The following is a 25931-nucleotide window of genomic DNA, read 5'->3' as shown; positions in this document are numbered from 1 at the left end:
CGTTAGATGGAGCGCTGGTTGACGCGCTTGGACAGGTCTTCGGCGGACTCTTTACGCTCGGAGTACCGATCAACCAGATAATCCTGGCGATCCCGCAACAGCAGGGTGAATTTCATCAACTCCTCCATCACGTCCACCAGTCGGTCGTAGTACGAGGACGGCTTCATACGGCCTGCTTCATCGAACTCGGTGAACGCCTTGGCCACGGAAGACTGGTTAGGGATGGTAAACATCCGCATCCATCGGCCAAGTACCCGTAGTTGGTTAACCACGTTGAAGGATTGAGAACCACCACAGACCTGCATCACAGCAAGGGTTTTGCCTTGGGTAGGTCGTACAGCGCCCATCGCCAGCGGAACCCAGTCAATTTGGGCTTTGAATACCGCACTCATGGAGCCGTGACGCTCAGGGGAGCACCACACCTGCCCCTCAGACCATTGCATCAGCTCGCGCAGCTCAGCGACCTTGGGATGTGTATCGGGAGCGTCATCCGGCAGCGGGAGACCTGACGGGTCAAAGATCTTGGTTTCGGCGCCAAACTCTTCCAACAAGCGCGCTGCTTCCTGAGTCACCAGCCGGCTGAAAGAGCGCTCTCGCGTCGATCCGTACAAAAGCAGAATTCGAGGCTTATGAAGCGAAGGCGTACGAGGTGCCAGTTGCTCCAACGAAGGAATGTCGATCAGGTCGGCGTGGACGTTCGGCAATGTGTCTTGCATATAAACTCCTACGGCGACGCCAGGTTGGGCACCGCCTCGGTTGATCTCTAAAGTGAACCGATGCGACTCAGTTCAGCTTTCAACTGTTCAGCGCTTATGGTCTTCAGTGGAAGCGCAAGAAATGCGCTCACGCGCTCGTGAATTTTCACGAGTGTGGCTTCAAACGCAGCGGTGATCTCGGCTTCCGACCCGCTAGCCTCAGACGGGTCAGCCAGCCCCCAATGCGCCTTCAAAGCTGGCCCAAAGAAGATTGGGCATGCCTCACCTGCAGCCCGGTCACAGACAGTGATCACGATGTCTGGAGGCGAGCCTTCAAAAGCATCCGAAGCCTTGCTGCTTAAGCCCGCCGTAGAGATACCCGCCGCCTCAAGCGTCTGCAGTGCCCTTTGATTCACCCGGCCACTGGGAAAGCTCCCCGAGCTGACCGCTTCTACGCCTTCAGGCGCCAGGTGATTGAACAGCGCCTCGGACAGGATGCTGCGGCAGCTGTTGTGGGTGCACATGAACAAGACTTTCATCAGAAGATTCCTTGATTCAGAAACTGAGGCGCAATGCCAGGGCAGACAAGGTGGCGACGAGGATAGGCAAGGTCAGCACGATCCCAGTCTTGAAGTAGTAACCCCAACTGATCTTGATGTCCTTCTTGGCCAGCACATGTAGCCACAACAGCGTGGCCAAACTGCCAATTGGGGTGATCTTCGGGCCTAGGTCGCAGCCAATGATGTTGGCGTACACCATCGCTTGCTGAACGACGCCATCCACTTCGGCGGCATGAATGGATAAGGCACCCACCAGAACCGTGGGCATGTTGTTCATGATCGACGACAGCAATGCCGTTAGCATCCCAGTACCCAGGGATGCCCCCCAGACGCCATAACCGGCGAATACGTTCAGAATCTGGGCGATGTGATCAGTCAGGCCCGCGTTCTTAAGGCCATAAACGACCAGATACATACCCAGGGAAAAAATCACCACTTGCCATGGAGCCTCCTTGAGCACCTTGCTTGTGTTGATGGCATGACCACGAGCCGCGATGACATAGAGGACGAATGCGCAGACCGTAGCAATGGCGCTGATTGGCACACCCAGCGGCTCAATGACAAAGAATCCGATCAGGAGTAGTGCCAGCACCCACCAGCCGGCTACGAAAGTGGCGCGGTCGTGAATTGCCTCGTCCGGGTTGTCCAGTTGGTCGAGGTCATAGGTCTTTGGTAAATCTTTGCGGAAAAACCACAGCAGCATGGCTAATGTCGCTGCCACGCTGACGATGTTTACCGGCACCATGATCGAAGCATATTCGTTGAAGCCGATATCGAAGTAGTCGGCAGAAACGATGTTGACCAGGTTGGAAACCACCAGCGGTAAGCTCGCCGTATCGGCGATAAAACCGGCTGCCATGACGAATGCCAACGTAGCAGCAGGAGAAAAACGCAACGCCAGCAACATCGCGATCACAATGGGTGTGAGGATTAACGCTGCTCCGTCATTGGCGAACAGTGCCGACACAGCTGCGCCCAGCAAGACGATGAACGCAAACAACTTACGAGTGCTTCCAGCACCCCACCGCGCTACATGCAACGCAGCCCACTTGAAAAAGCCTGCTTCATCAAGCAGCAGGCTAATGATGATGACTGCGATAAACGTCCCGGTGGCATTCCAGACAATGCGCCAAACCTCTGGTATGTCAGCCAGGGTAACGACGCCTGCCAGCAGCGCCACGATGGCACCCAACGTCGCGCTCCAACCTACCCCGAGCCCCTTGGGTTGCCAGATGACGAGCACGATAGTGGCGATAAAGATCAATACGGCAATCAGCATTTCAGTAATCCGGTTGGGGCGTGAATCAGCTGCACACGCCCTGATTGATAGGGCGGTCGTTCATACCGCACAGGCGTTTAGCCTCGGTTTCCAGCCAATGCTGATTGGCGTCTACGACTTCTTTCAAAACCGCAGTTACCCACGCAGGCAAGTCGGGGTTCAGGCGGTAGTACACCCACTGACCTTGCCGACGATCCATCAACAAACCAGCAGAACGCAGCAGGGCCAAATGACGAGAAATCTTCGGCTGGCTCAGGTCGAGTGCCGCCGTCAGCTCGCAGACACACAGCTCGCCTTCGCTCACGACAAGCAGGGAAATTTTGGCTCGGGTGTCATCCGCCAAGCACTTGAATAACGTGGTGGGGTTCATGGGTTCTGTCATAGATCCTCCAGGTGTTTGGTCTTGACCAAAACGAAGAGCTTGATGCGCTCATGGATGTCGTGGAGCGTGTGGCGAAATGCGCCGGGATCATCGCTCGTTACTGGGTCAGAAAAATCCCAGGCAATGACTTCACCTGCACTGGGCATTGATAGGCACTCGCTGGCGGACTTATCGCAAAGAGTGATGACGTAATCGAATCGATCAGCTTGAAACTCGCTGATGGACTTGCTTCGCAGGCCCGCTGTATCGACTCCAACTGCCTCCAATGCCTGAATCGTGCGCGGATCAATCTCAGACGGTTGGGATCCTGCGCTGAAGGCCTCGAAGCGCGGGTCGGTGTGCCGCAGTAACGCCTCTGCAAGCTGGGAGCGGACTGAGTTGGCAACGCACACGAAAAGAACTTTGATAGCAGGGGTCATGACTGAACTCGATGCATATGGAAAATCGAATATACGCTTTGGCAGATATTCGGTAAAGCGAATATGATGACCGCTGCTCAGGCTTGAGCCATAGCGGTCATGCAAAGCAAGGCATAGGGAATGACAGGGTGGAGACGGAGATGATGATCCAGACAATGCAAATAGCCGGAGGGCAATGGCAGCGCTTTCGCGACGCCTTGGAGTCTGCTGACCTTCCATCAGACGATGTGGATCTTCCGAACCGAACCTTTTTCGAATTCACGCGGGATGGTGAGACTGTTGGGTGGGGAGGGTTTGAAACGCATGGGGCAGATGGATTGCTGCGTTCCCTGGTCGTGGAGCCGGCATACAGATCGACAGGGGTTGGAGCTGAAATGCTTCGAGTCGTTGAAGCAATAGCTGCGAAGCAGGGAAACGCTCGATTTCATTTGCTGACAACAATTGCATCAGGCTTTTTTGAACAGCAGGGATACGCACTAACCAGCGAGACTCTGAGCCGCCTCTGATTGGGAATTGCACCTCACTTGACCAATCGTTTGCATTGCACTTGACCACCTGTTTGCATCGGACTTGACCAGCCAATTGCATTGGATCTGACCACTTGAAGCACGGCGTAAGCCGATCAGAACGAGTTCCATGATGGTCGACCTCAATTATCGATTTACGCTATCGTATATCGATAATTTCATCCAGCCTTGTCAGAGATCAGGTATTGACCATGACTGAAATAACCAAGACTGACCGTAGCCCTTGGGCTGTTTTTTTGATCTTCCTCCGCTTGGGGTTCACCTCCTTCGGCGGCCCAATCGCACACCTGGGCTATTTCCGCGATGAGTTCGTGGTGCGTCGACAATGGTTGAGCGAGCGCAGCTATGCGGATCTTGTCGCCCTTTGCCAGTTCTTACCGGGGCCAGCCAGTAGCCAGGTCGGGATTGCGCTCGGGTTGTCTCGATCCGGCTACGCCGGGGCACTAGCCGCGTGGATGGGATTCACCTTGCCCTCCGCAATCGCCTTGATCCTCTTCGCACTCGGCATCGCCAGTTATGGTGATGCCATGCCTGCTGGCGTGCTGCACGGTCTGAAGGTGGTGGCCGTGGCGGTGGTCGCCCAGGCTGTCTGGGGCATGGCGCGCAATCTTTGTCCCGATGCGCCGCGTATTTCCATCATGGCAGCGGCGACCTGCTTCGTGCTGCTCGTACCCTCTGCCTGGGGGCAAGTGAGTGTCATCATCCTTGCAGCCATCGTCGGCCTGCTGCTATTCAAACCACAGCAGGGCGAGGCCCATGATCCACTACCGATCAGCGTGCGGCGTCGCGTTGGCTTGTTCTGGCTGGCCCTGTTCTTTGCCCTGCTGCTTGGGCTGCCGTTGCTGACAGCTGTGTTCCCGAGCCAGACACTGGCGATGATGGATGCCTTCTACCGCGCCGGCTCGCTGGTATTCGGTGGCGGGCATGTGGTGCTGCCGCTGTTGCAAGCTGAGGTCGTACCAACAGGCTGGGTCGACAACGAAGCATTCCTCGCGGGCTATGGTGCGGCGCAGGCCGTGCCGGGGCCTCTATTCACCTTTGCAGCATTTCTCGGTGCCTCGATGAACCAAGCACCAACTGGCTGGCTTGGCGGGCTGATTTGCCTGCTGGCGATCTTTGCGCCGTCTTTCCTGCTGGTGGTGGGGGCCTTGCCATTCTGGGAGCACCTGCGCCGTAACCTGCGTACGCAGGCAGCACTGCTGGGCATCAATGCGGCCGTGGTCGGCCTGCTGCTTGCTGCTCTCTACCAGCCGGTATGGACGAGTGCGATTCATGGCCCGCAAGACTTTGGCCTGGCCCTCGTGGCACTGGTGGCGTTGATGTTCTGGAAGCTGCCGCCGTGGATGGTCGTGCTGGGCAGCGGTGTCCTGGGCGGGCTGTTGAGCATTGCACTGTGAGATACATCGAGTGACCGACAAAGACCTCTACGGCGGGTTGATCCGCCTGCATATCCTGCACCACGCTGCCGAGGCTCCCATCTTCGGGCTGGCCGTCATCGAGGAGCTGAGCCACCACGGTTACAAGCTCAGCGCGGGCACGCTGTATCCGATGCTGCACGGTTTGGAGAAGAAGGGTTATCTGTGCTCGCACCATGAACGCACTGGGCGCCGCGAGCGACGCATGTATGAGATTACCGATGAAGGCCGAGCCGCGCTGGCAGATGCCAAGGTGAAGGTTAGGGAGTTGTTCGGCGAGTTAATCGAAGGACGCTGATGGTCTTAACCGGAGTGCCTGCGACCAGCTACTTGCTTTCATGACCGCACACTGACCGAAAGCAGTGGCCTATTAGCTACGTACGCTTTTGGCCGACTTCTGCCCGTCAAGGCGTACCCGTGCGCCGGTCAAATTCGATGCAAACAACTGGTCAAGTCGAGTGCAACAGGTGGTCAAGTCCATGCAATTACGCATCTGATCTCACAGACGGAGCAGTTCAGGGGGCTTTGCCCTGGCTCGGCTTGCTACATGTGCAAGGCGTTACCATTCGTCAATGGCTTATAGTCTGCCCACCCGATAGTCTGAAAAGCCAGATCGGAAAAATGTGGCAGTGAAGCTCAGCACACAAGACCACGAATCGCACAGTCTCTGGTGCGGCGGCCCTCACTCGATAGAACGCAACGACAGGCTAGATGGCATTAGGCTCGTATGCCGTGGTCAAGCCGTATAATCTCGTCATGGATAATTGTGAGTCCCATAGGTGTGCACAGCACCCTGCAGGGTGCCTGACGGCCTACACCTACTACAGATCTTACGAGCCATCGCTCCGCCTTCTTTCGGCTTCCAAACACTTCAAGTGCGATTGAGAAGACCTGCTCGTAACGCGTTTCAAAACAGCGATGCCTAGCACTCCAGCAGCCGATCGGGGAGCGAACGCATCGCCCGACAATCCTAAGCTCATTCATGCTTCACCCTCTGGTGATACTGGTCTGGTCGCCGCTCGTACTCTGTGCAGGGGGCATCCCGACAGGGCCACCTCGTGGCGCGGCCCTTTAGCTCAGACGCAACGCTTCCATCGAATTGAAGATCTGCTCCCAGCTACCTATCACTCAGCACTGATTGTGCAAAATGGGAAAGATTGGAAGCCCCGCCTCCATTCCTGCGCAACAGATAACCCTTGATACCAACCTGGCCAGGCCCATCCCGATCACACCTTTCTGAGTCGCCAATCATGACAATCCGCCTCTGACTACTGAGCTCATTTCCTGGCCGAACATCAAGTAGATCGCAGATGTGCTGGTAGATGGTCGCTTGCGGTTTCATAACACCAATGCGATAGCTGAAACCATAGGCCCCAAGGTGCGGGAAAATCCTTTCCACTACGGGGCCGTAAGGCATGGCCAGGTTTGAACACACAGCCAGTCTCAGCCCTGCAGCTTGCAGTAGCCCAACGGCCTCAACCGCGTCTGGATAAGGCCGAATGCTTGCCAGTTCCTCCTCCAGGCATTGGTCGAGAAATGCAAGCTGGGAGGGCGAGATTTTGATACCAAAGTACAGCGCAGCCTCGCTTAGGGAAAGGCAACGGGTCATGATCGCTCGAATGTCATCAGCGCGAGGCAAGCGGCCTTGGCGTCGCCCCTCTCGAAGCAACTGTCGAAACGGATGTGTCGGCTGCTGAATCTCGACCAGCGTTCCGAAGGCGTCAAAGATAACGGCATTGGTCTTCATCTGAGTTTCCTTCGCTGGTCACCGTCCGCAAGACAGCCACTCTAACGAGAATCAAGTTCAACAACCAAAAAACTAAGCTATCGAAGAGTAACGCCAAATTTTGAAAAATCATCCACCAGCGTTTTTCGACCCAGCATTTTCGGAAGCTTGAAGACGTTCCTGTACCCATACCACAAAAACATAGGAATAATGACAAGCCCAACTCCAAAGGTTGCCGTTGCAGCAATAATCCCAGCTGGAACCGCTGCTAGCGAAATAACCACACCCTTTACCAAAGTCGACCTTGCAATAATTCGCAGATCATCCAAGTCGCACTCAACTTTCCCACCAGCCTTCTCAAAAGCGACAACAATTATCGATTTCTTTGAGGTATGCTTATAGTACCAAGTTCGCGGAACATCAGTCGCCAAAGCACCATGCTTCACAAGGTACTTCAGCATCACAACCTCTTTGAAATAGAGAGTAGCGCCGTGCTCATCTTCGTATCTAACACGTCGATAGAGAGCGTCTAGATCACCGCTCCCTTGAGCATCATAGTTCTTAACAGTCAATGTCAGTTTCTTTAACTCGGACATGCTTCCTCCCTTAAACACACATTAACTATTAATGGATTAGATGACGGCGGGGCCTAATTAAGCAGGCTGAGACAGCGGCCTCGACAACGCGGGGGCAATCAAGCGGCGGCAGGCAATCGGCTGACCATGACGTAATGATCGTTGCCTGACACTGTCCGCAATAACGCCATGCCTTCGACCTCCGCTATCACCTCACTAGGGGGTGTGACAATTGTCATCCCATCAGCCAGTTGCCCTGAAAGATCGCCATACACATACGCAACGAAACGATCGCCAACTTCAGCTGCATCTACCAGGTACGCGTCCACTAGTGCACCCCAATCATGGGCCTGCGCGATCGCCAACTTAGCTGACACCAGACTGGGCAGTCGTATTACGCCCTCAACCATCCAGTCCTGGGAATTCAGACAACTCATGGATTCTCCATCACGTTCGAATTTGAAACCTACTCACTTACTGAAAAAGCTAAACGACGGCAGCCCAATCAGTCTTCATACACTGACAACTAGGTCTGGCCGAAAGCCAGTTTCTTCGGTGGGATAACCACGAGGATTACTCACAAACCGAACGCCATTAACCACCTCATCCACAGCTTCGTGGGTATGGCCAAAGATCCATAGATCGATCTTGAAATCCATCAGGCCATCCCAATTGTTTCCATAGGCTGCTCGCAAGTGAGGATCGGCTCCTTGGTCACTCACGAACTTCATAAGGGGCGGATAGTGAGTCACAACTACACGCTTACCGTTGAATGGCAGCGATAGCTGGCCCTCCAACCACTCCTTCGTCTCTCGATTTCTCGCGATCAGATCATCAGGGCGCAAACGCCGATACTGTTCACCGACACGGATTGCGCGAAAGTCATTCAGTGAGTTACGAGCGCACCAAGAAGCAGCTACTGGGTCTCCGGTCGCGGCCAGGCTCGTCCAACCCGTAGCGCAGAGAAACTGCACGTCACGGTGTTCTAAAACCTGATTTTCCAATACGTGGACGTGCGCCTCAGCAGCGTCAAGCAGCTTGCTGTGGGTTCGATCTATATTCCCGCTGTAGTGCTCATGATTGCCCATGGCATATATGACAGGCGTGCTGAAGGTCAGGCTGGCCCACATGGCCCCCCTGGACTTCACGTGGATGTCACCGGCTAATACGACCACGTCACAGTCCACCACAGGGGGGACGAAATCGGCGAACTCACAATGCAGATCAGACAGTATATGAAGCTTCATCCCAAGCCTGCTGACGTCGACTTTCTAATAAATTGATCATTCCCTGGCCCGGTCGCTCGGACGCGGCGAAGCTGCCATCAGTAGGCCCACGATAAACGATGATCGCCATTATTGCTAGCTTTCGATATTTATCGACGCATGGCGCTGTGGCCCTATTCTTCGTTTTGAGCGCTCAGCATGCAGAACGAGATAGCAGCAATAGTCCGAGCTCTGCGCGACCTGAGAGGATCAGCTCAGGAGGAGCTTGCCGAGATCAGTTCCCAAGCCAATCTGTCACGATTGGAGCAAGGGAAAACGCAGGTCTCTTTGGTCAAGCTGAGCAAGATCGCGCGCACCCTGGATTTCGACCTCGTGGCTCTCGTCGCGCTATGTCAGGCCCTCCAGGATGGGTCATCACCTATCGATGTCATGGCGAAGGCTTCAAAGGACTTGGAAGGCTTCGTAGCCCAGGGAGGGTTGCAGGGCCTGAAGAGGCATTGGGACGCTGGTGAAGGGCTGGTGAAGCGCACGCGAGGCAAACCCAGCAGCCCAGATCGAATCCGGGCAGTACTAGAGCTCAAGGCCAGTGGCATGTCGAAGGCGGAGGTGGGTCGAGCGCTGGGGTTGCCTGAAGCGACTGTCAGGCGTTACTGGCTCAAAGAACTGCCTGGCTAGAAAGGGAGTTGTGGGGTGAGAGCAGAGAAGCTCTCCACTTTTCCAATTCGATTTAGCGCGGCGGCAGATCCGTGAAGCGCAGCCGGGGATAGATACGCCTTTCCTCAGCGCATTTGGAAATCTGCAAGAACGCTGACAGCAGTGCATCTTCCGAAGGGCAGTGGCGGGTCATGACCTCGAACTCGTTGTAATCGAAGGCTAGGACGCGAATTCCGACCTCATCCATGAATTTCAAAATCATGGCGCTGTATTCATCGTAGTTGTCGATAAAAAGCTCTCTGACCACGACAACTCCCACCAGGGGGCGTGCAGCAAGATCAATGTCCAAGGGCGTGCCGTCCACAAGCGCTAAGGCTGGATTGCCTTCTCGCCTGATCGTTGAGATGGCGCCACGTAGTTGCTGCAGGCCGTTCTTCAACTGACTTATGGCCTTCTTTCGCTTTCTCTCAAGCGTTGTGTTCATCATTGCTGGCGTATTGGGACTGTCCTTCGCCTGCAGCAGCAAAGTCACTTCATCGCCCATCACCACTACGTCAGCCAGCTCCTCGCCATCGGAAACCTTCAAGGGGCCATGGATGATCCGCTCGGAGGTGTATGCGCGCTGGAGAAGATAGATGATGTCCAACTCCTGAAACGTGCCCGGCTCAGTGCGCTCTAACTGCGTATTGGAGAAGCCTTGGGAGCCTCGAAAGTCCTGGCGGGTCAGGTCGGTGATCAAATAGTCCGAGGGGAACAGATCTTCCTGCAGGAACACCGTTGTGGCACGAGCGTCGTCCTCATAGGTCGTGAGGCTGAACCATCTTTCCGCCTGCTCATACATCTTGGGCCAGTGATCTGCTCCAATGGGGCTGAGTGTACCGAGCTCCTTGCGGAGCTGACCAAGCTTCGCCTGGGCCTTACAACTGAACAGCTCGCGGTTGTGCTCGTCGAAAAAGCACACACTGAATTCGTCAGGGAAGCTCTGCAGTGCCTCTGTGAGAGGGTCACCAGGGATGAGTGGGGTTTTGATCAATAGCGGACTTTGTGGGTCATCAAAGCAGGCTGTGAGAAGCGTAAGCCCCGTCGTTTCGCCTGCCTTGTATGGCGCAAGGTAAAGCTTCAATTCACGCCTTTGCTGAGCGGCCAAGATCAGCTCTTTCCCTGCCTTGATTACCAGCACGAAGCCTTCAGGGTATGCGTACGGCCAAGTCATCTACCCAGCCCTGCAAAGCCAAGACATGGTGTGCACTTACATTTAAGTGGGCACCAGTTCTAGCCTTTTAAGCGGGTATTTCATGCAGCCAACACGCCGTTCCTATTCCAAATCCTTCAAAGCTCAGGTCATTCAAGAGTGTGCCCAGCCCGGTGCTTCGATTGCCAGCATCGCACTCAGCCATAACCTCAACGCAAACCTCGTCCACAAATGGATTCGCCTGCAAGCGCAGAAAAGCACAGCGCTGCAACCTGCATTTATTCCGTTACCCGTGCCGCTGGCAGGGGCGAAATCCCACACATCATCATCGAATATTTGCGTTGAAATACAGCACCCGCGTGGCACCGTCACAGTGAACTGGCCCACTGAAAATGCTGCTGCCTGCGCGACCTTTCTTCGAGACCTTCTGCGATGATTCGCATCGACTCCATCTGGCTCGCCACCGAGCCGATGGACATGCGCGCTGGTACCGAAACGGCATTAGCCAAGGTGATTGCGGTGTTCGGTGCGGCGCAGCCGCACTGTGCTTATCTTTTCGCCAACCGCCGCGCCAATCGCATGAAAGTGCTGGTGCATGACGGCTTCGGCATATGGCTGGCGGCGCGCCGGTTGAGCCAGGGCAAGTTCCACTGGCCAAGCATTCGTCATGGCTCTGAAATGCAGTTGGACACCGAGCAACTCCAAGCCTTGGTATTGGGCCTGCCATGGCAACGAGCAGGTTCCGGCGGCTCGATCACACTGCTTTAACGGCTGCCATTAGCCTATCGGTCTATCGCCGCGAAGCGCCTGCTCTGGCAAAATTCGGCGCATGACTTCTTCTCCCAATCTCGACCAAATGACTCCCGACCAACTGCGTGCCTTAGCTGCGCAATTGCTCTCGCAAGTCGAAACAATGGGTAAGACGGTCGAAACCATGGGCAAGAAGATCAACCGCGATCAGACGGTGATCGAGAAGCTGACCTTCGAAATTGCGCAGCTCAAGCGCTTGAAATTTGCCAAGCGCAGCGAGCAGATGAATCCTGAGCAGGCCAGTTTGCTCGATGACCTGATCGATACAGATATCGCAGCGATTGAAGCAGAGCTTCAGGCCTTGCAAACAGTGCCAGCGGCGACCGAGAAAAAGCAGAAGCCCAAGCGCACTGCATTGCCGGCTGAGTTTCCACGCACACTGATCCATCACGAACCTGACAACACTCACTGCCCATGCGGCTGCGCGCTGAAACGCATCGGTGAAGATGTCAGTGAGAAGTTGGATTACACACCGGGCGTGTTCACCGTCGAGCGTCATGTACGTGGCAAATGGGTCTGCGATGACTGCGAAACGCTTATCCAGGCACCGGTTCCGGCTCAGATCATCGACAAGGGCATCCCAACCGCTGGGCTGCTGGCCCACGTCATGATTGCCAAGTTTGCTGACCATTTACCGCTTTACCGTCAGGAATCGATCTTCGGTCGAGCGGGCCTGGCGATTCCACGCTCAACCTTGGCCGAATGGGTTGGCGTGACTGGGGTTCAGTTGCAGCCGCTGGTCGATGCGCTGCGCGAAGTGGTACTCGGGCAGCAGATTATTCATGCCGATGAAACACCCGTGCAAATGCTCATGCCGGGAACAAAGAAAACCCACCGTTCCTATGTTTGGGCCTACGCCACCAGCCAGTTCTCGGATGTGGCAGCGGTGGTTTATGACTTCAGCCCCAGCCGTGCCGGAGAGCATGCTCGCAACTTCCTGCAAGGCTGGAGGGGCAAGCTGGTCTGTGACGATTTTGGCGGTTACAAAGCCAGCTTCGAACTCGGCGTGACCGAAATCGGCTGCATGGCCCATGCACGGCGCAAATTCTTCGAGCTGCACGCTACGAATAAAAGCACGCTTGCTGAGCAAGCCCTGCGCTATATCCAGTTGTTGTACGAAATCGAGAGCGAAGTCCGCGATCTGGAGCCGGATTTACGGCGGCGAATACGGAAAGAAAAAGCCGTCCCGGTAATGGACATGCTACATGTCTGGATGAGCGCCCAGCGCGACCTTGTGCCCGAAGGCTCAGCCATCAGCAAAGCACTCGATTACAGCCTGAAACGCTGGGCAGCGCTGTCGCGCTACCTCGATGACGGGGCTGTACCCATAGACAACAATTGGGCAGAGAACCAGATCCGACCATGGGCTCTTGGACGCAAGAACTGGCTCTTCGCAGGGTCGCTACGCAGCGGAAAACGGGCGGCGGCGATCATGAGTTTGATCCAGTCTGCGCGGCTCAACGGTCATGATCCGTATGCCTATTTGAAGGACGTGCTCACACGCCTGCCGACGCAGCGGGCGAGTGAAATCGATCATTTGCTGCCGCATATTTGGCAACCGGTCTAATTGCGTAAGACGTGATGCTCGGATGCAAACGTTCAGTTGCGCCCAGTAAGCAGCGATGATGTCATATTGGACAAGCACGCTTATCGTGAGAAATTGGAACAGCCTTACGAGGTTGTGCCCGATACAGTTACATCAGAGCTCTTCCTTTGCCTCGGCGAACTGGCGCACGGCGTCGACTACTTGCCGTGCTCCGCTCTGAATTTCCTCTATCACAAAGCCGGCTTGGCTGACCAAATCGACGCCTTGATCGACCTTTTGGCGACTAGCCTGCATGCTCTCCACAGCATCCTGCGCTAGTTCATGGTTGCGCTTCACAACATCGACGATTTCCACGGTGGCCTGCGCCGTGCGGGCTGCAAGGTTTCGTACTTCATCGGCGACCACCGCAAAACCTCGGCCTTGTTCACCCGCCCTTGCAGCTTCGATAGCAGCATTTAGAGCAAGTAGGTTGGTCTGCTCGGCGATACCTCGGATGGTCTGCACGATGCTGCGGATCATCTCTGACTGCTGATTGACTGCAGTGATGCCTTCAGCCGCTCGTGAGAGCTCGGCTGCTATGCCTTGTACCACCTCGACCGTTTCACTAATGACCTTGGCACCATGGCGAGCGCTTCTGTCCGTCTGCTGGGATATATTGTAGGCGAGCGTGGCTGCATCGGATTCTGCCTGCTGCTGGCGCACTTGGGACGTAATATCACGGGCAAACTTAACTACTTTGTAAAGCCGGCCACTGGCATCGAATACCGGGTTGTAGGTTGCGCTCAGCCAGACGGTATCGCCATGCCGGTTGAGTCGCTGGAAGCGTCCAGAGAAGAACTCACCACGGTTCAGTCGCTCCCAGAAATCGCGGTATTCAGGAGAGTCCGCTTCACCTCGTGTGCAGAACATGCGGTGGTGCTTTCCCCGAATCTCATCCAGGCGATAGCCCATGGCCTGCTCGAAGTTTTCGTTGGCGTCGAGAACCTCACCTTTCAAGTTAAAGGAAATCGCAGCCATCGAGCGACTGATGGCCTGAACCATGCTGCTCTGCTCCTGCTCACGGATCACCTGAGTAGTAATGTCGGTGGCCAGCTTCAGCACGCCTTCGACGCGACCATCGGCGCCTCGGATAGGGTTGTAGCTGGCTTCGAGCCAGACCTCCAGGCCTTGCTTATTACGCCTCAGGAAACGTTCACGTATGTACTCGCCACCAGCCAGGCGCTGCCAGAACTTACGATAGTCGGCACTCGCCTGGTAATCAGGAAAACAGAAAATACGATGGTGCTGTCCGACGATCTCCTCCAGTCGGTAGCCCATGGTGGTAAGAAGGTTCTCATTGGCACCTATGATGGTGCCATCGGGTTTAAATTCAATTGTTGCCGTCGAACGGTCAACGGCCACGGCCCTTGCTTCTGCGGCCTGAAGCTTTTGCAGAGCCTCAGCCAAGGTCTGCTTGATTGCCTTGTTGAACATTGATTAGCCTTAGAGTGAATTTTACTATCGGACGAATGAGGAGAAGCCGTAAATCCCAATTCGAATGTTTAACTGATGCTTAAATCAGGTGATGTAGCGGGTCTGCAAATTGCACCAGCAAGCACCAACTTGAATCTATGGCTTGTGCAGTATCACGCTAGAGTCTTGGTCGCGCTTAAGCTTTCCAGCATCCTCTCTGCGCTCATCGGCTTGCCCAGCAGGTAACCTTGCAAAATGTCGCAACCCAACTCGGTAAGCATCTGTTGTTGTTCAGCGGTTTCCACACCCTCTGCAACGATCCTCAGCCCCAGCGTTTTACCGAGCGCTACTATGGCCGAAACGATAGCCGCGTCATCGTTACACTTAGCCAGCTCGGTGATAAAACCTCGGTCGATCTTCAGTTCGTTGGCTGGTAGGCGCTTAAGATAAAGCAGGCTGGAATAACCGGTACCAAAGTCGTCGATGGAGATATTCACGCCCAATGCTGCCAATTGATCAAGAGCAATCAAAGCAGCTTCAGCGTCCCGCATCGCCGTAGATTCGGTAACTTCCAGTGTCAGGAAACGGGGGGGCAGGCCACTGCTTTGCAGGGCATTGCGCACGACATCAACGAGCTTTGCATGGGCCAGTTGTACCGTCGAAATGTTGACCGCAATACTCCATTCGTCTTTACCTTCGCCTAACGCTTGCCATTCGGCCATCTGCCGGCACGCCTCATGGATTACCCAGCTACCGATTGGCACGATCAATCCAGTACGCTCTGCCAAGGGCAGGAAACGGACGGGCGGCACCAAGCCAAAACCTGGCTTGTTCCAACGCAGTAAAGCTTCAACGCCGATCATAGGGCCATTTGGGGCGAGCATCTTCGGCTGGAAGTGCAGGATAAATTCATTCCGATCCAGTGCGCACCGCAGATCCTGTTGCATTTCCAACTGCAGGTGAGCGTTAACGTTCATAGCTTTTTCAAAGAAGCAGTAGCCATCGCGGCCCTGCTCCTTGGCGTGGTACATAGCCGCATCGGCATTGACCATCAGCTCATGCTCGGTTAGGCCATTTTCTGGGAATATAGCGATACCGATGCTAGCGGACACATGCACTGTCTGCCGCCCAAGTACGTAAGGTAATCGAATATTTTCCACCAAGCGTTGCGCCAACATCGCAGCGTCTTCAGGTTCGCCGGGATCGATAAGCAGAACGAACTCGTCGCCTCCGAGGCGAGCCACCGTATCTTCGCCGCGTTTGGCGTCGTTGATTCGCTTTGCTACTTGCAGAAGCAACTGGTCGCCAGTGTGATGACCGTAAGTATCGTTAACAGCTTTGAAACCATCCAGATCCATGAAGAGTACGGCAAAGTGGCTCTTCTGCCTGATGGCTTTATGAATCGCTTGCTGAAGACGGTCGTTTAGGAGGATACGGTTAGGGAGGCGAGTAAGATTGTCGTGAAGAGCTAGCTGCACCAGTTCACTGTTTGCGAGGTCAAGGGAGCTGGCAAGTATGCTGGTGCGGACGTCAAGCATTGATACGATCAAGGCAATAGCGCAGACAGCCAGCGTGATCAGAATCACCAAAACCATTAGCCAGTTGCTATCAATGCCTGCATTGACCGCTCCGCACACGCTCCCGATAGGAAATTGGGCAGCCGCCATTCCGGTATAGTGCATTCCAACAATGGCACACCCCATAATTAACGAGGCGCCGATGCGTGTACGATTGATGTACTGACCTTCGCCACGCAGGCGGAAAGCGATCCACAAAGCCACGCCCGAAGCAAGGATAGCAATCAGCACCGATAGCGCGAACAAAGACGGAACGTATTCCACTACAGGATTCATCAGCAGCGCCGCCATTCCAACGTAGTGCATGGATGCAATTCCGATACCCATGAGCACCGCACCAAGCAGCAAACGCGGCAGTGGCATTTCCGTCTGGCATGCTAGCCACAAAGCAAAGGCGGAGGAGGCGATGGCGATCAACAACGATAAGCCAGTCAGCGTCGGGTCGTAACCCAGCTCGATGGGCAGTTGGAAGGCCAACATGCCAATAAAATGCATCGACCAGAGGCCCGTGCCCATGGCGGAAGATCCACCGGCAAGCCAAAGTGCCGATGCTTTGCCTTCGGTACGGGTGACTCGACCAGTCATGTCCAGCGCGGTATAAGACGCCAGGATCGCTACGGCGAAGGAAAACAGCACATACACGCTGTTATAGCTGCTTACTAGCATTGAAACCCCGAAGGTTGAATTTGGCTCCTCTGGGCCATCGGCGGCACGAGCAGTTTCTGAAGAGTACGCTTCATCCTATCGTCAAAAATTTTACAAAAAAAAGCGTCATGCCAGCCTTGCGACTTCCACGGGCACGCTTACGGCTGAATGCGATGCTGGAAATTGTAGTGCCGTGCTGGGCACCCATATTGAATGACCTGGGCTTTGAAGGCCTTGGAATAGGAACCGAGTGTTGGCTGCATGAAATACCCGTTTAAAAGGCTAGATCTGGTGCTCACTTAAATTTGAGTGCACACGATGTCTTGGCTTTGCGGGGCTGGGTAGATGACATGGCCGGACGGTTACCCTTCAGGGCCTTCAACGATCCATAATCCACGGGCTAAGACAGCGATTTGCTGAAGCGCTTGTGGCTTCATGATCGTGAGGTACATTTGAACTCCTTGGCGGTTGCCTGATTGCGTCCTGCAAAACCCGAAGCCTAAAGCGATGAGGCGAGGCCTATGCTTACCATTCAAAATTCCCATCCTGGCCAACCAAAATTTGGCTAGCCAGGCATCGACTCAGTTAGATCGATACAGGAGCAGGAATATGAGGATGTGGGTCATAGCCCACAATCTCAAAGTCCTCAAACTTGTAATCGTAAATGCTGTCCGGCTTGCGCTTGAACTGCAACTTAGGCAGAGGGCGCGGATCACGAGTCAGTTGCAGGTTAACTTGCTCAATATGATTCAAGTAAATATGCGCATCACCCATTGTAACTACAACCTCGCCAACTCCCAAATCGCACTGCTGCGCCAACATATGAGTTAAAAAACTAACCCCTGCTAGGTTATAGGGATTTCCGAGCAATAAGTCTGACGACCGAATGTATAGATGCGCCGACAACTTATTGTTGGCTACATAGAACTGATAGAGCAAATGGCATGGTGGCAATGCCATCTTCCCATTCCGGGCATTCTCTTGTGGACTCACCGATTCATCAGGAAGGTACTCGACGTTCCATCCATGGAAGAGAATCCGACGACTGTTTGGGTTAGTCTTGAGCGTATGAACGACGTAGTCGATTTGATTGATGGCCTTGCCGTCCTGGGTAGGCCAGGCCGTCCACTGCTTGCCGTAGATCGGGCCGAGGTCACCGTCTTCAGTTGCCCACTCATCCCAGATGCTGACACCATGCTCCTTCAGCCATTTGGTATTCGTGTCACCATTCAGGAACCAGATCATCTCGTTGATGATGCTCTTGAAATGCAGCTTCTTGGTGGTGAGGAGCGGGAAGCCATCCTCCAGGTTGTGGCGGAACTGGCGACCGAAGACACTCAGCGTGCCGGTGCCGGTGCGATCGCCTTTCTCGACGCCATTCTCTAGCACGTCGGCCAGCAAATCGTGGTACATCTTCATTTCGGTTCCTCAAGGTTCGCGCTGACCAAATCCAGTGCGTCACGCAATTTCAAAATTTCAGTATCTTGCTCTTTGATCTTCTGACGCAGCTCATCTGCGAGCTGGAGGTAGTAGTCCCTAGACTCGCGGACAGTGTCCAATCTCTTGTCGAGCGTGGCACAAGAGTTCTCAGAATCCTGATACCTATTGAACCAATAAAGCACTTCCAATCGACTCTTTTCAAGGCGTTGCATCAGAATCGTCTTGGGATCCTGCTTCTTCTCAGCCTTGACCCTCTGAGCGAGCACTGCAATGCGGCGGTTGTCCTTGATCGCCTCAAGCCGCTGCGCCGGGAAGTCGCGCTGTCGGATAGTGTTGCGATGAATGCCTGTGATGCGGCTCAGCTCCGCCATCGTCGGCTTCAGTTTCGGATCAGAGGCAATCTGCATAAGCCCCTGAGCCAGCAGCTCAGTGTTCCGGTCGTAGTCGAGCTTATTCTTGGCATCAAACGCCTGGACTGTCATACCTCGACCTCCTCACCCAGATGCTCCAACACACCCTTGGCTTCCTCCATCGCCGCTCGCAACTCCTCCTCAGAGCCTGCTGAGTTCGGAGAGCTCAAGGCCAAGCTGTTCTGCACATAGATCTCCCGCCATTTAGGAGCGTGAGCCTTGGTGACCACGGCGTTTTTGCACCGATTCGGATTGCAACGCAGCGATCCGATGCAGGGCAGAGACTCGTCAAATACCTCACGTTGACCGCCATAACAGAAGCCTTGTCCCACGTTGATGATCGCCATGCGCTTCTTGGCCATCTGGGCGATGATTTGCTCTTTGGTGTAGCCAGCCGCCATGTACCCGCTGAACACCTTTTTCATCCGCGCCTTGTGGCTCTCCGCATTGGGGCCGGCGTAGTTTCCGTCGGGATCGCAGTAGCTCTGGATGTACTCCTCCTCTGCCATTTGCGTCGGCGTCTTGCTAGATGAACGCCCACCCTTGGACAAGATCTCAGCGATCGCTCCGTACCCAAGCGTCACCGCACTGAACGCCTTGTTCTGGCCAGCACCACCGATAAGGTCACCGAAGTGCTTTAGCTGGTGAGAGATGAATGGGAGCCCAAGCTCAGCCCTGGCCATCTGGTAAGCCAGGGTGTGTCGCAACGTGTAAGGCGAGAATTCCAGCGACTCGAACTCCTCGTCCGTCAGAATATCCTCGAAGAAAGCTCTGAACTGGTGAGTGATTCCAAGCGAGGACATTGAGTTTGGTTCGGCGTCCTGCGCGACAGTATCCACATTGGAGAACAGGTAAGGATTCTGCTTTACCTTAGCGATGAGGCAAGCGGCACGGATGGCGTCACGCACAATCGGAATCGCGATCCACTTGTCGTCGAACAGCTTGGCCAAGCCTTGGCGATGCTTGATCACGTTGCTGATCAGCAACCAGTAGTCGCTCTCTTGCTCCATGCACGACTCGACTAGGATCTCGGAGAGCTCTGAGGGCCGCATGCCGGTGTACTGCGCCACGAGATAGCAGGCACTGTACGAGACGAAATTGATGTACCTACGGAAATCATCGTCCAGTTTGGAATCTGAGAGCTTGAGTAACGTTTCGGTCGCCTTAAAATCATGTCGACCAGAGCCAGATTGGAACGTAGATGGAATGCAGCCAAAAGCTGCGGACAGTGCATTCGCCATCGCACCGGAGTCATAGCCTTTTCTCCGCAGCCTCAGCGCTACGTACAACTCGAAATTGTAACGCGACAGCTCTTGAGCGTTGGCTAACGAGTAGCCGCTAGCGTTTTGGCGGGTAAGGGCAACCAGGTCATCCACAGGCTCCCCCAGAGTGCTTAGGAAGTCGACCACTGCGAACGACGCCTCGCGAGAAGCCTTCTCGAACACATCGTTCGGCAGAATACGGTATGTGCGCTCAGAATCAGGGACGTGCTTGAGTACCTTGGCCCAGGCGAGCGATTCCAGCTGAACGTAAGGCAGTGGCTCTTCGAAAATCTGCTCCTCGAAAAATGGCGACCTGACCAAGGTAAAGAACTTCTTGAGATCAGGGCCAAAGGCGTAGGGATGAATGAGCGCTGCCTCCCGGTACATACCCGCATCAAAGTACGTCAGACCATGGTGTCCAACCTCGAAGAACTCATCCGTCATCAGCTGGCGCGCCTGCCCCGACATCGTATCCAGGAAGCTCAATCCAGCCTTCATGCATGAAATGGCGGTGTTGGCTTTGATGTTCCTTGGCGAGGCAAACGAGCGCGTTGCCGCTGGCATCTTCAGCCAGCAATACAGGGCCACCTTGACCTCCAAGACCGCCGACTGGTTGAGCAATGGGTACGAGTCAAAATTGAGCCGTAGCTTGGCTCCTTGGACATTCCTGGCGGCGTTCGGATGATCGTCATTGAAGTCCCAGACGGCGTCGCCCAAGACGGATGTCTTACTGACAGGCAACGCCATCAGCGCCTGGTACCAAGAGAGTGCTTCCAGCGACACAGGAGTCGGATCGGCGATGTTTCTGCGCAACTCAAGCAGCAGGGTGTGAGCAGTTGTACGCCACTGTTTGTACGCAGCGAGTTCAGGGATCAGAGCATGGTTCATAGCGTTACTCCCTCGGTCAAAACACTGACCTGCAGGTTTTCAGAGAGGCGCTCAGCCTTGGTCAGCTCTTCTGCGGAAAAGTCCGATGTCTCAGGATCTAGAAGGTTGTTTAGCACATCAAGGTTGTCCAGGATGACGGCTCCGTAGGGCGTATCGAGCACCCGGTTGACTTCAATCATCCTTTGGTAGTCACGCCGCATGGCGAAGAGCTCCGGCAGGTGCGATACCGTGATGATGCTGTTGCTGCATGAAAGGCACATGTTGAACAGCGTGCAGGGCTTGCTGGGGTCATAGCTTGCCAACGCCTTGATGAAAGCAGGTGGGTCAAAAACGTTCATGCATGTGGCAAGGCCAGAACGCAGTGGCATCGCCTCGGGCGTGGGCTCGATAGTCTTGGTCGGGATCAGCTTCGGAGCCTCCTCTAACGTGTCTTGCTGCATTTCATGGAGAACCTTATTCAGCATTCGGCGCGCCATGGGGTTGAAGTCCATCTGATCCAGATAGGCCATGGTGGTGCTTAGGCTCTTATGCCCCAGGAGAACCTGGATCTCACGTGGAGAGACGCCGCGCTCGATCAGTTCGCTTACGAAGCTAGGTCGGAAACGTGACGGTGAGAGCTTGAGAGGATTACCATCTTCGTCAAGCAGCCCGTGATCCTGAGAGAACTTGTCCAGGGTCTTATTGAGCTGGTTGCCACCTGAGTTCTCAAAGGAATCTACAACCCCGTATTTCCTGGGAGAGCTTGAGCGGTAAATGAAGAGCTTGTTCTGGGCTTCGACAGGCGCACTCAAGCGAATCTCACGGGTCAGGTGCTTCACATCGTCAAAGATTTTCTTGACCACACGGCCTTGAGAGGTGGTCAGCCAAGAGATCTCCGCATGGAAGATATCTAGATGAAGCATCTTCGCGCCTTCAGAACGCTCTTTCCAATACAGCAAGCAAGGCCGATCCGTTAAGTCATGGCGCTCAATGAAATCATCCAGCTCCAGTCCCAGCAGCGAGTCAGCATTCATCCCGGTAACTTGGGCAAGCCGAGCGATGTACGGCGCAATGACTCGACCATCAACCTGATACTGCACGCCCCAGCTTTTATAAACCTCGAAGATCGAAATTGGCGAAGCCGAGATAATCGACATAAACGCCCGTTGATAAAGGTCGTTTTTATCTACGGATTCGAAGTTTAGGGGCTTGCAGTTGAGTTTGTTCTCAAAAATCCACCGTGCGTTATCCAGAGTGTTAAAGCCTCGGCGTACTCTTCCGTCAGCGTTCAGCGGATCTTCCCCTACCTGGCTTGGAACGTAAGCCTGGGCCAAGCGATTGGTTTCATCAATTTCTTGCTCAATGACCTGCGAAATACGGTTTCGGACAGCCTGGGGATAAGGCTTGTACTGGTCAGTTTCACGCTCAGCATCGAAGCCTGTAGCTGCGACGTAGCTGCTCAGCCCGAGACCCTCGATTTGGACTGCGCGCGCCATCATTTTCCGAGCAGAGCTCATCATCGAACTGCTGTGGCTGGTCGACAGCGAACGCTCCAAGATCTTTTCCTGGAGATATCCCCTGAACTTGGGGAGGGAATACGGGGTTACGAGCTCCCTAATGTCCTCCAAGCCTGTGTAGTTGGCATCCTTGAGATAGGCTCGGAAGTTTTTGAAAGCCTCAATGAAATTCGACTGCCCTGACGCACTACTGCTCTTCATTGATGAAGCACTGAAGAGGTGCAGCAGGTGCTGGAAGGGGCGCTCCGGTTCCGGGCTTACGAGGTCGGACAGGCGATGGATGCGGACTGAGCGCAAAGCGTTGAAGCCGTCTCGCAATGACTCAGTCTTTTCGACTACCGTCTTCGAGGCGATACGCTGCTCGACGGTTTGATAGTTAGGGTCAAGAACACCAAGCTTGCGAAGATCATCGAGAATCTCCTCAAACGTGATCCGCACCAGTTCGAAGCTCGCCCTGGCTGATTTGAAGCCAGCCAATTCAGGAATCTCGCTCATGAAGCCACGATCCCTGATGGTATTGGCAGCCACTGGAATCGCCAGCTTCTCCTCCATAGACATGCCTTCGTACCAGGCAAGCAGCCTACGGCGCCAATCGCAGGCGCCAGACGGATGGCCAGGTACGATAATTCCTTCGGCGCGCATCGCCTCGAAGATCGGCTCAAAGCTTGAGACGCGCTTTGAGATCGTACCTGGGTTCAGATTAGTCTGTTCGATGAGGTATTTAGGAGCCACCGCCAACTCGTCCCCCCTGCTCAGACATACCTTCAGCAACGACTCCCGATCATCAGTGGCGCGGGCCACAAATGACTCAATGACGGCGTCTGCCTGAGCGCTAGTCAACCGACTCATTTCATATCTCCCGCATCAATTTTCAGGCGCGTCTGCTGGGAAAGCTCAGCCATCTCGCCTGCTTTCGTCTTGGTTTCAGTTCCGGGGCGTACGAGCTTCTGGTAGAGGTCGTAGGGGATCTGGGTATAGGTTTCCGACGTGCTGAGGCGCGAGTGACCAAGCGTCTTCTGCACGCTCACTAGCCGGTCAAGGTAATCACTACCAATGTCTGGCGTTCTCAACAGGGCATAAGCATTCCCGTGCCTCAACTTGTGGGGAGAGATCATCCTGTCGATTTTCAGCAGGTTCAGCGCTCGCTCGGATGTGCGCTCCAAGAGCTTGGAGATCGAGCGAGGGGTGTACTCACCCCCTTCCGCATTCAGGAAAGCAGGGGTGTTCTCAGCCCCCTTGAATTGACGCTTAGTCATTTTGTACAGCGGCGAAGCATGGTACTTCTTGATGCGCAGCAGCGTGGCGCGGCTGACCAACGTCTGGCGGGGCTTAAATGAGTCCGCAGGGCCTTTGCTTCCATCAATATGCAGCGGGCAGTAGTCCGCGTTTACCGGTTCTGAAACACCAGGCGAGATGAACAACGTGTCCTGGAATCGAAGGGCATCATCAATGGCCTTGAGGGTCACTCGCGGGACTTCTGAGCGGCGCACGCCTGCGTCGTACATGAACTGGAGCAAGCAGCGCTCACGCTCACTCTGCGTAGCCAGGATGAGCTCTCTGAGATCATTCAGGGAACAAGCCACTACCAAGCTCTTGTTGGGACGGGGGGACAGGTAGCCGGCAGTGTAGGGGTTAGGCGCGGTACGAGGCGCGGGTGCGTCGTCCACTCCCCGGCATAGAGAATCATTGAAAAACGCCATCAAAGACGAATCCCGGTTGCGCACCGTCTTCTTGGAAAGCTCCTCGTCCTCGCGCAGGTGAGCGAAGTACTCCTCGATCACGTGGGTGCGGATTTCCAAGAACGCCGAGTCACGCTCGCAATCACGAAACTCACGGCGGTTCGTCAGGTACTCGCAGGTGTACCCAAGGTTGCGACCATAGGTGATGGCCGTCTGCTGGGATATATAGGCTTTCTGAAGCGCGTGGGATAGGTAACCCGAAATCAAAGGCATGAGGCGCTCATCATCATCAAAGACGGCTGTCCCTGTGACGTTCACGGCTTCCTGAATTGGGGATTCTTCGGATGAGTCGTCCCGCCTGGTTGGGGACTCTCTGAAATCTAGGGGGGCGCCCCTAACTGCGATGACCTTCACGGCTTCCTCTCTCTTCAAAGCGGCCCGTACTATACACAATGTGCATTTCGTATTGGGGCACAATAAATGAGCTTGGAAGGTAAAGCCTTACTACGCAGCCATTGCGTAATGTGCGGTTTCGTCGAGGGGGTATAATAGGCCCAGGTCGTTGGAGCGAATGTAGAGGGTCAGGGAGATTTCCTTGGTCTCGACATTCGGGTGGAACTGGTAAAGCAGGTGGCACGGCGGCAAGGCCATTTCATCGAGCTGGGCGCAGTTCCAGCCGTGGAACAGGATACGCCGGCTGCCCGGGTCCTTGATGATGGTGTCGACGCACTGGCGAATCTGGTCGATGGCCTTGTACAGCACGACAAAGGCTTCACCGTCTTCCTCGGACTCGGCAATCTGGGCGAAGCCCTGGCTCTGCGCCAGCTCGATCGCGGCCGGATTGCTCAGCGGGATGCGTTTGTAAGCCGGCCACTGGCGCCATTGCACGCCGTAGATCTCGCCCAGGTCGTCATGCCCCTGGCGGAACGGGTTGGCCAGCCACTGGGCGTTTTCGTTGGCGTTCTGGTCCCAGACCTTGCAGCCCAGCTCGCGGAACTGCGCGGCGTTCTTCACGCCGCGAAGGAAGCCGACCATCTCGCCAATCGCCGACTTGAACGCCAGCCGGCGCGTGGTGATGGCCGGGAAGCCCTTCTGCAGATCGAAACGCAGCATGGCGCCAGGCAGGCTGATGGTGCGCACGCCGGTGCGGTTTTCCTGCAACGTACCGTTCTCGATAACGTCGCGGACCAGATCCAGATACTGTTTCATAGCGTTCCTGTAACGAAGACGGCAGGGGGATCGCCCCTGCCGTGGAATTTCAGACCGCGGGTTTTACCGTCGGCTTGCGATTATAGGCCCACCAGATCAGGCCGAGGCCGCCGGCGATCATCGGCACGCAAAGAATCTGACCCATGGTCAGCCAGCCCCAGGCGATGTAGCCAAGCTGGGCATCCGGCACGCGGACGAATTCGACGATGAAACGGAAGATGCCGTAGAACAGCGCGAACATCCCCGACACCGCCATGGTTGGCCGCGGCTTGCGCGAATACAGCCAGAGAATCAGGAACAGCGCCACGCCTTCAAGGGCGAACTGGTAAAGCTGCGACGGGTGACGCGGCAGTTGCGCCGGGTCGCTGAACGGCGGGAAGACCATGGCCCACGGCACGTCAGTGGCCTTGCCCCACAGCTCGGCGTTGATGAAGTTGCCGATACGCCCGGCGCCCAGGCCGATCGGCACCATTGGTGCGACGAAGTCCATCAGCTCGAAGAACGACTTGTTGTTGCGCTTGCCGAACCACAACGCCGCCAGCATCACCCCGATGAATCCACCGTGGAACGACATGCCGCCCTTCCACACTTCGAAGATCAGCGTCGGGTTGGCGAGGTAGGCGCTCAGGTCGTAGAACAGCACGTAGCCCAGCCGCCCGCCGACAATCACCCCCATGGACAGCCAGAAGATCAGGTCCGAGAGCTTTTCGCGGCTCCAGGTCGGGTCGAAGCGGTTGAGCCGGCGCGAAGCCAGATCCCAGGCACCGCCGATGCCGACCAGGTACATCAGGCCATACCAATGGATTTTCAGTGGCCCGATGGCCAATGCCACGGGATCGATCTGCGGGTAAGGCAGCATGGTGTCTC

At 55.2% G+C, this 25931-nt stretch carries 25 protein-coding genes and 3 pseudogenes; 7 read left to right on the top strand and 21 right to left on the bottom strand.

Annotation, left to right across the window (positions count from 1 at the left end; genetic code table 11):
* Nucleotides 1-2 precede the first annotated feature (2 nt).
* Genes arsH through HWV67_RS21145 form a run of 5 tightly spaced genes read right to left on the bottom strand, consistent with a single transcriptional unit; the run spans nucleotide 3 to nucleotide 3335 of the window.
* Nucleotides 3-716 carry an arsenical resistance protein ArsH gene (gene arsH / locus HWV67_RS21165; RefSeq protein WP_020192019.1) on the bottom strand — a complete coding sequence of 238 codons (714 nt, stop codon included), beginning with the start codon at nucleotides 714-716 and terminating at the stop codon, nucleotides 3-5.
* A gap of 47 nt (nucleotides 717-763) precedes the next feature.
* Nucleotides 764-1234 (bottom strand): arsenate reductase ArsC, encoded by a 471-nt coding sequence (locus tag HWV67_RS21160; RefSeq protein WP_020192020.1) that lies wholly within the window; start codon nucleotides 1232-1234, stop codon nucleotides 764-766.
* A 16-nt stretch (nucleotides 1235-1250) separates the two neighbouring features.
* Nucleotides 1251-2534, bottom strand: a complete 1284-nt coding sequence (locus tag HWV67_RS21155; RefSeq protein WP_020192021.1) for an arsenic transporter — start codon at nucleotides 2532-2534, stop codon at nucleotides 1251-1253.
* Nucleotides 2535-2559: 25 nt separating this feature from the next.
* Nucleotides 2560-2916 (bottom strand): metalloregulator ArsR/SmtB family transcription factor, encoded by a 357-nt coding sequence (locus tag HWV67_RS21150; protein WP_020192022.1) that lies wholly within the window; start codon nucleotides 2914-2916, stop codon nucleotides 2560-2562.
* Nucleotides 2913-3335, bottom strand: a complete 423-nt coding sequence (locus HWV67_RS21145; RefSeq protein WP_020192023.1) for an arsenate reductase ArsC — start codon at nucleotides 3333-3335, stop codon at nucleotides 2913-2915. The genes HWV67_RS21150 and HWV67_RS21145 overlap by 4 nt, the downstream gene beginning before the upstream one ends.
* A gap of 140 nt (nucleotides 3336-3475) precedes the next feature.
* Here HWV67_RS21145 and HWV67_RS21140 point away from each other — a divergent pair, with 140 nt between their 5' ends.
* From HWV67_RS21140 to HWV67_RS21130, 3 genes are all read left to right on the top strand, one after another.
* Nucleotides 3476-3841 carry a GNAT family N-acetyltransferase gene (locus HWV67_RS21140; protein WP_020192024.1) on the top strand — a complete coding sequence of 122 codons (366 nt, stop codon included), beginning with the start codon at nucleotides 3476-3478 and terminating at the stop codon, nucleotides 3839-3841.
* 212 nt (nucleotides 3842-4053) lie between these two features.
* Nucleotides 4054-5259 (top strand): chromate efflux transporter, encoded by a 1206-nt coding sequence (gene chrA / locus HWV67_RS21135; protein WP_042561610.1) that lies wholly within the window; start codon nucleotides 4054-4056, stop codon nucleotides 5257-5259.
* Between the two features lie 10 nt (nucleotides 5260-5269).
* Entirely contained in the window at nucleotides 5270-5575 is a 306-nt protein-coding gene (locus tag HWV67_RS21130; RefSeq protein ID WP_020192026.1) for a PadR family transcriptional regulator, read from the top strand.
* Between the two features lie 419 nt (nucleotides 5576-5994).
* Here HWV67_RS21130 and HWV67_RS32200 read toward each other — a convergent pair whose 3' ends face one another.
* From HWV67_RS32200 to HWV67_RS21105, 5 genes are all read right to left on the bottom strand, one after another.
* Nucleotides 5995-6261 (bottom strand): antitoxin Xre/MbcA/ParS toxin-binding domain-containing protein, encoded by a 267-nt coding sequence (locus HWV67_RS32200; RefSeq protein ID WP_080574935.1) that lies wholly within the window; start codon nucleotides 6259-6261, stop codon nucleotides 5995-5997.
* Nucleotides 6262-6394: 133 nt separating this feature from the next.
* Nucleotides 6395-7024, bottom strand: coding sequence for an HAD family hydrolase (locus tag HWV67_RS21120; protein ID WP_020192027.1), 630 nt, complete (start codon nucleotides 7022-7024; stop codon nucleotides 6395-6397).
* A gap of 77 nt (nucleotides 7025-7101) precedes the next feature.
* The gene (locus HWV67_RS21115) at nucleotides 7102-7599 is read right to left on the bottom strand and encodes a hypothetical protein (protein ID WP_175652657.1); all 498 of its coding nucleotides are present in this window, start codon (nucleotides 7597-7599) and stop codon (nucleotides 7102-7104) included.
* A 98-nt stretch (nucleotides 7600-7697) separates the two neighbouring features.
* The gene (locus HWV67_RS21110) at nucleotides 7698-8015 is read right to left on the bottom strand and encodes a hypothetical protein (protein WP_020192029.1); all 318 of its coding nucleotides are present in this window, start codon (nucleotides 8013-8015) and stop codon (nucleotides 7698-7700) included.
* 75 nt (nucleotides 8016-8090) lie between these two features.
* Nucleotides 8091-8825, bottom strand: coding sequence for a metallophosphoesterase (locus HWV67_RS21105; RefSeq protein ID WP_020192030.1), 735 nt, complete (start codon nucleotides 8823-8825; stop codon nucleotides 8091-8093).
* Nucleotides 8826-9002: 177 nt separating this feature from the next.
* On the opposite strand from HWV67_RS21105, the gene HWV67_RS21100 reads away from it, so the two are divergent.
* The gene (locus tag HWV67_RS21100) at nucleotides 9003-9479 is read left to right on the top strand and encodes a helix-turn-helix domain-containing protein (RefSeq protein WP_042561611.1); all 477 of its coding nucleotides are present in this window, start codon (nucleotides 9003-9005) and stop codon (nucleotides 9477-9479) included.
* Between the two features lie 52 nt (nucleotides 9480-9531).
* Here HWV67_RS21100 and HWV67_RS21095 read toward each other — a convergent pair whose 3' ends face one another.
* Complete coding sequence (locus HWV67_RS21095; RefSeq protein ID WP_235378435.1) at nucleotides 9532-10671, bottom strand: hypothetical protein; 1140 nt, start codon at nucleotides 10669-10671, stop codon at nucleotides 9532-9534.
* Nucleotides 10672-10753: 82 nt separating this feature from the next.
* Between HWV67_RS21095 and tnpA the strand changes: the two genes are divergently transcribed.
* The 3 genes from tnpA (at nucleotide 10754) to tnpC (ending at nucleotide 13027) form a co-directional block, all read left to right on the top strand.
* Nucleotides 10754-11086, top strand: a complete 333-nt coding sequence (gene tnpA / locus HWV67_RS21090) for an IS66-like element accessory protein TnpA (RefSeq protein ID WP_009682494.1) — start codon at nucleotides 10754-10756, stop codon at nucleotides 11084-11086.
* The gene (gene tnpB / locus HWV67_RS31805) at nucleotides 11083-11418 is read left to right on the top strand and encodes an IS66 family insertion sequence element accessory protein TnpB (RefSeq protein WP_009682493.1); all 336 of its coding nucleotides are present in this window, start codon (nucleotides 11083-11085) and stop codon (nucleotides 11416-11418) included. Before tnpA ends, tnpB begins: the two co-directional genes overlap by 4 nt.
* A gap of 61 nt (nucleotides 11419-11479) precedes the next feature.
* Nucleotides 11480-13027, top strand: a complete 1548-nt coding sequence (tnpC, locus tag HWV67_RS21080; RefSeq protein ID WP_034128274.1) for an IS66 family transposase — start codon at nucleotides 11480-11482, stop codon at nucleotides 13025-13027.
* A gap of 132 nt (nucleotides 13028-13159) precedes the next feature.
* Here tnpC and HWV67_RS32195 read toward each other — a convergent pair.
* From HWV67_RS32195 to lgt, 10 genes and pseudogenes are all read right to left on the bottom strand, one after another.
* Nucleotides 13160-13600, bottom strand: a pseudogene (locus tag HWV67_RS32195) (methyl-accepting chemotaxis protein); the annotation flags it as partial.
* 102 nt (nucleotides 13601-13702) lie between these two features.
* Nucleotides 13703-14479: pseudogene (locus HWV67_RS32190) on the bottom strand (PAS domain-containing protein); the annotation flags it as partial.
* Between the two features lie 152 nt (nucleotides 14480-14631).
* The gene (locus tag HWV67_RS21070; RefSeq protein ID WP_033690316.1) at nucleotides 14632-16701 is read right to left on the bottom strand and encodes a putative bifunctional diguanylate cyclase/phosphodiesterase; all 2070 of its coding nucleotides are present in this window, start codon (nucleotides 16699-16701) and stop codon (nucleotides 14632-14634) included.
* Nucleotides 16702-17265: 564 nt separating this feature from the next.
* Complete coding sequence (locus tag HWV67_RS21065) at nucleotides 17266-18099, bottom strand: thymidylate synthase (RefSeq protein ID WP_020190342.1); 834 nt, start codon at nucleotides 18097-18099, stop codon at nucleotides 17266-17268.
* Nucleotides 18096-18602, bottom strand: coding sequence for a hypothetical protein (locus HWV67_RS21060; protein WP_020190341.1), 507 nt, complete (start codon nucleotides 18600-18602; stop codon nucleotides 18096-18098). Before HWV67_RS21060 ends, HWV67_RS21065 begins: the two co-directional genes overlap by 4 nt.
* Nucleotides 18599-20680, bottom strand: a complete 2082-nt coding sequence (locus HWV67_RS21055; RefSeq protein ID WP_020190340.1) for a tyrosine-type recombinase/integrase — start codon at nucleotides 20678-20680, stop codon at nucleotides 18599-18601. Before HWV67_RS21055 ends, HWV67_RS21060 begins: the two co-directional genes overlap by 4 nt.
* The gene (locus HWV67_RS21050; protein ID WP_020190339.1) at nucleotides 20677-23025 is read right to left on the bottom strand and encodes a site-specific integrase; all 2349 of its coding nucleotides are present in this window, start codon (nucleotides 23023-23025) and stop codon (nucleotides 20677-20679) included. Before HWV67_RS21050 ends, HWV67_RS21055 begins: the two co-directional genes overlap by 4 nt.
* Nucleotides 23022-24128: a tyrosine-type recombinase/integrase gene (locus HWV67_RS21045; protein WP_169775904.1), complete on the bottom strand. Its 1107-nt coding sequence runs from the start codon at nucleotides 24126-24128 to the stop codon at nucleotides 23022-23024. The genes HWV67_RS21050 and HWV67_RS21045 overlap by 4 nt, the downstream gene beginning before the upstream one ends.
* Before the next feature lie 240 nt (nucleotides 24129-24368).
* Nucleotides 24369-25064 (bottom strand): annotated as a pseudogene (locus HWV67_RS21040) (thymidylate synthase); the annotation flags it as partial.
* 49 nt (nucleotides 25065-25113) lie between these two features.
* Nucleotides 25114-25923 carry a prolipoprotein diacylglyceryl transferase gene (gene lgt, locus HWV67_RS21035; protein ID WP_175652655.1) on the bottom strand — a complete coding sequence of 270 codons (810 nt, stop codon included), beginning with the start codon at nucleotides 25921-25923 and terminating at the stop codon, nucleotides 25114-25116.
* Nucleotides 25924-25931 lie beyond the last annotated feature (8 nt).

This window comes from Pseudomonas sp. Marseille-P9899 (genome assembly GCF_903166565.1).
GTDB classification, from domain to species: domain Bacteria; phylum Pseudomonadota; class Gammaproteobacteria; order Pseudomonadales; family Pseudomonadaceae; genus Aquipseudomonas; species Aquipseudomonas huaxiensis.
Note: the sequence above shows the minus strand (reverse complement) of the source record. Positions and strands in the feature narration are given on the sequence as shown.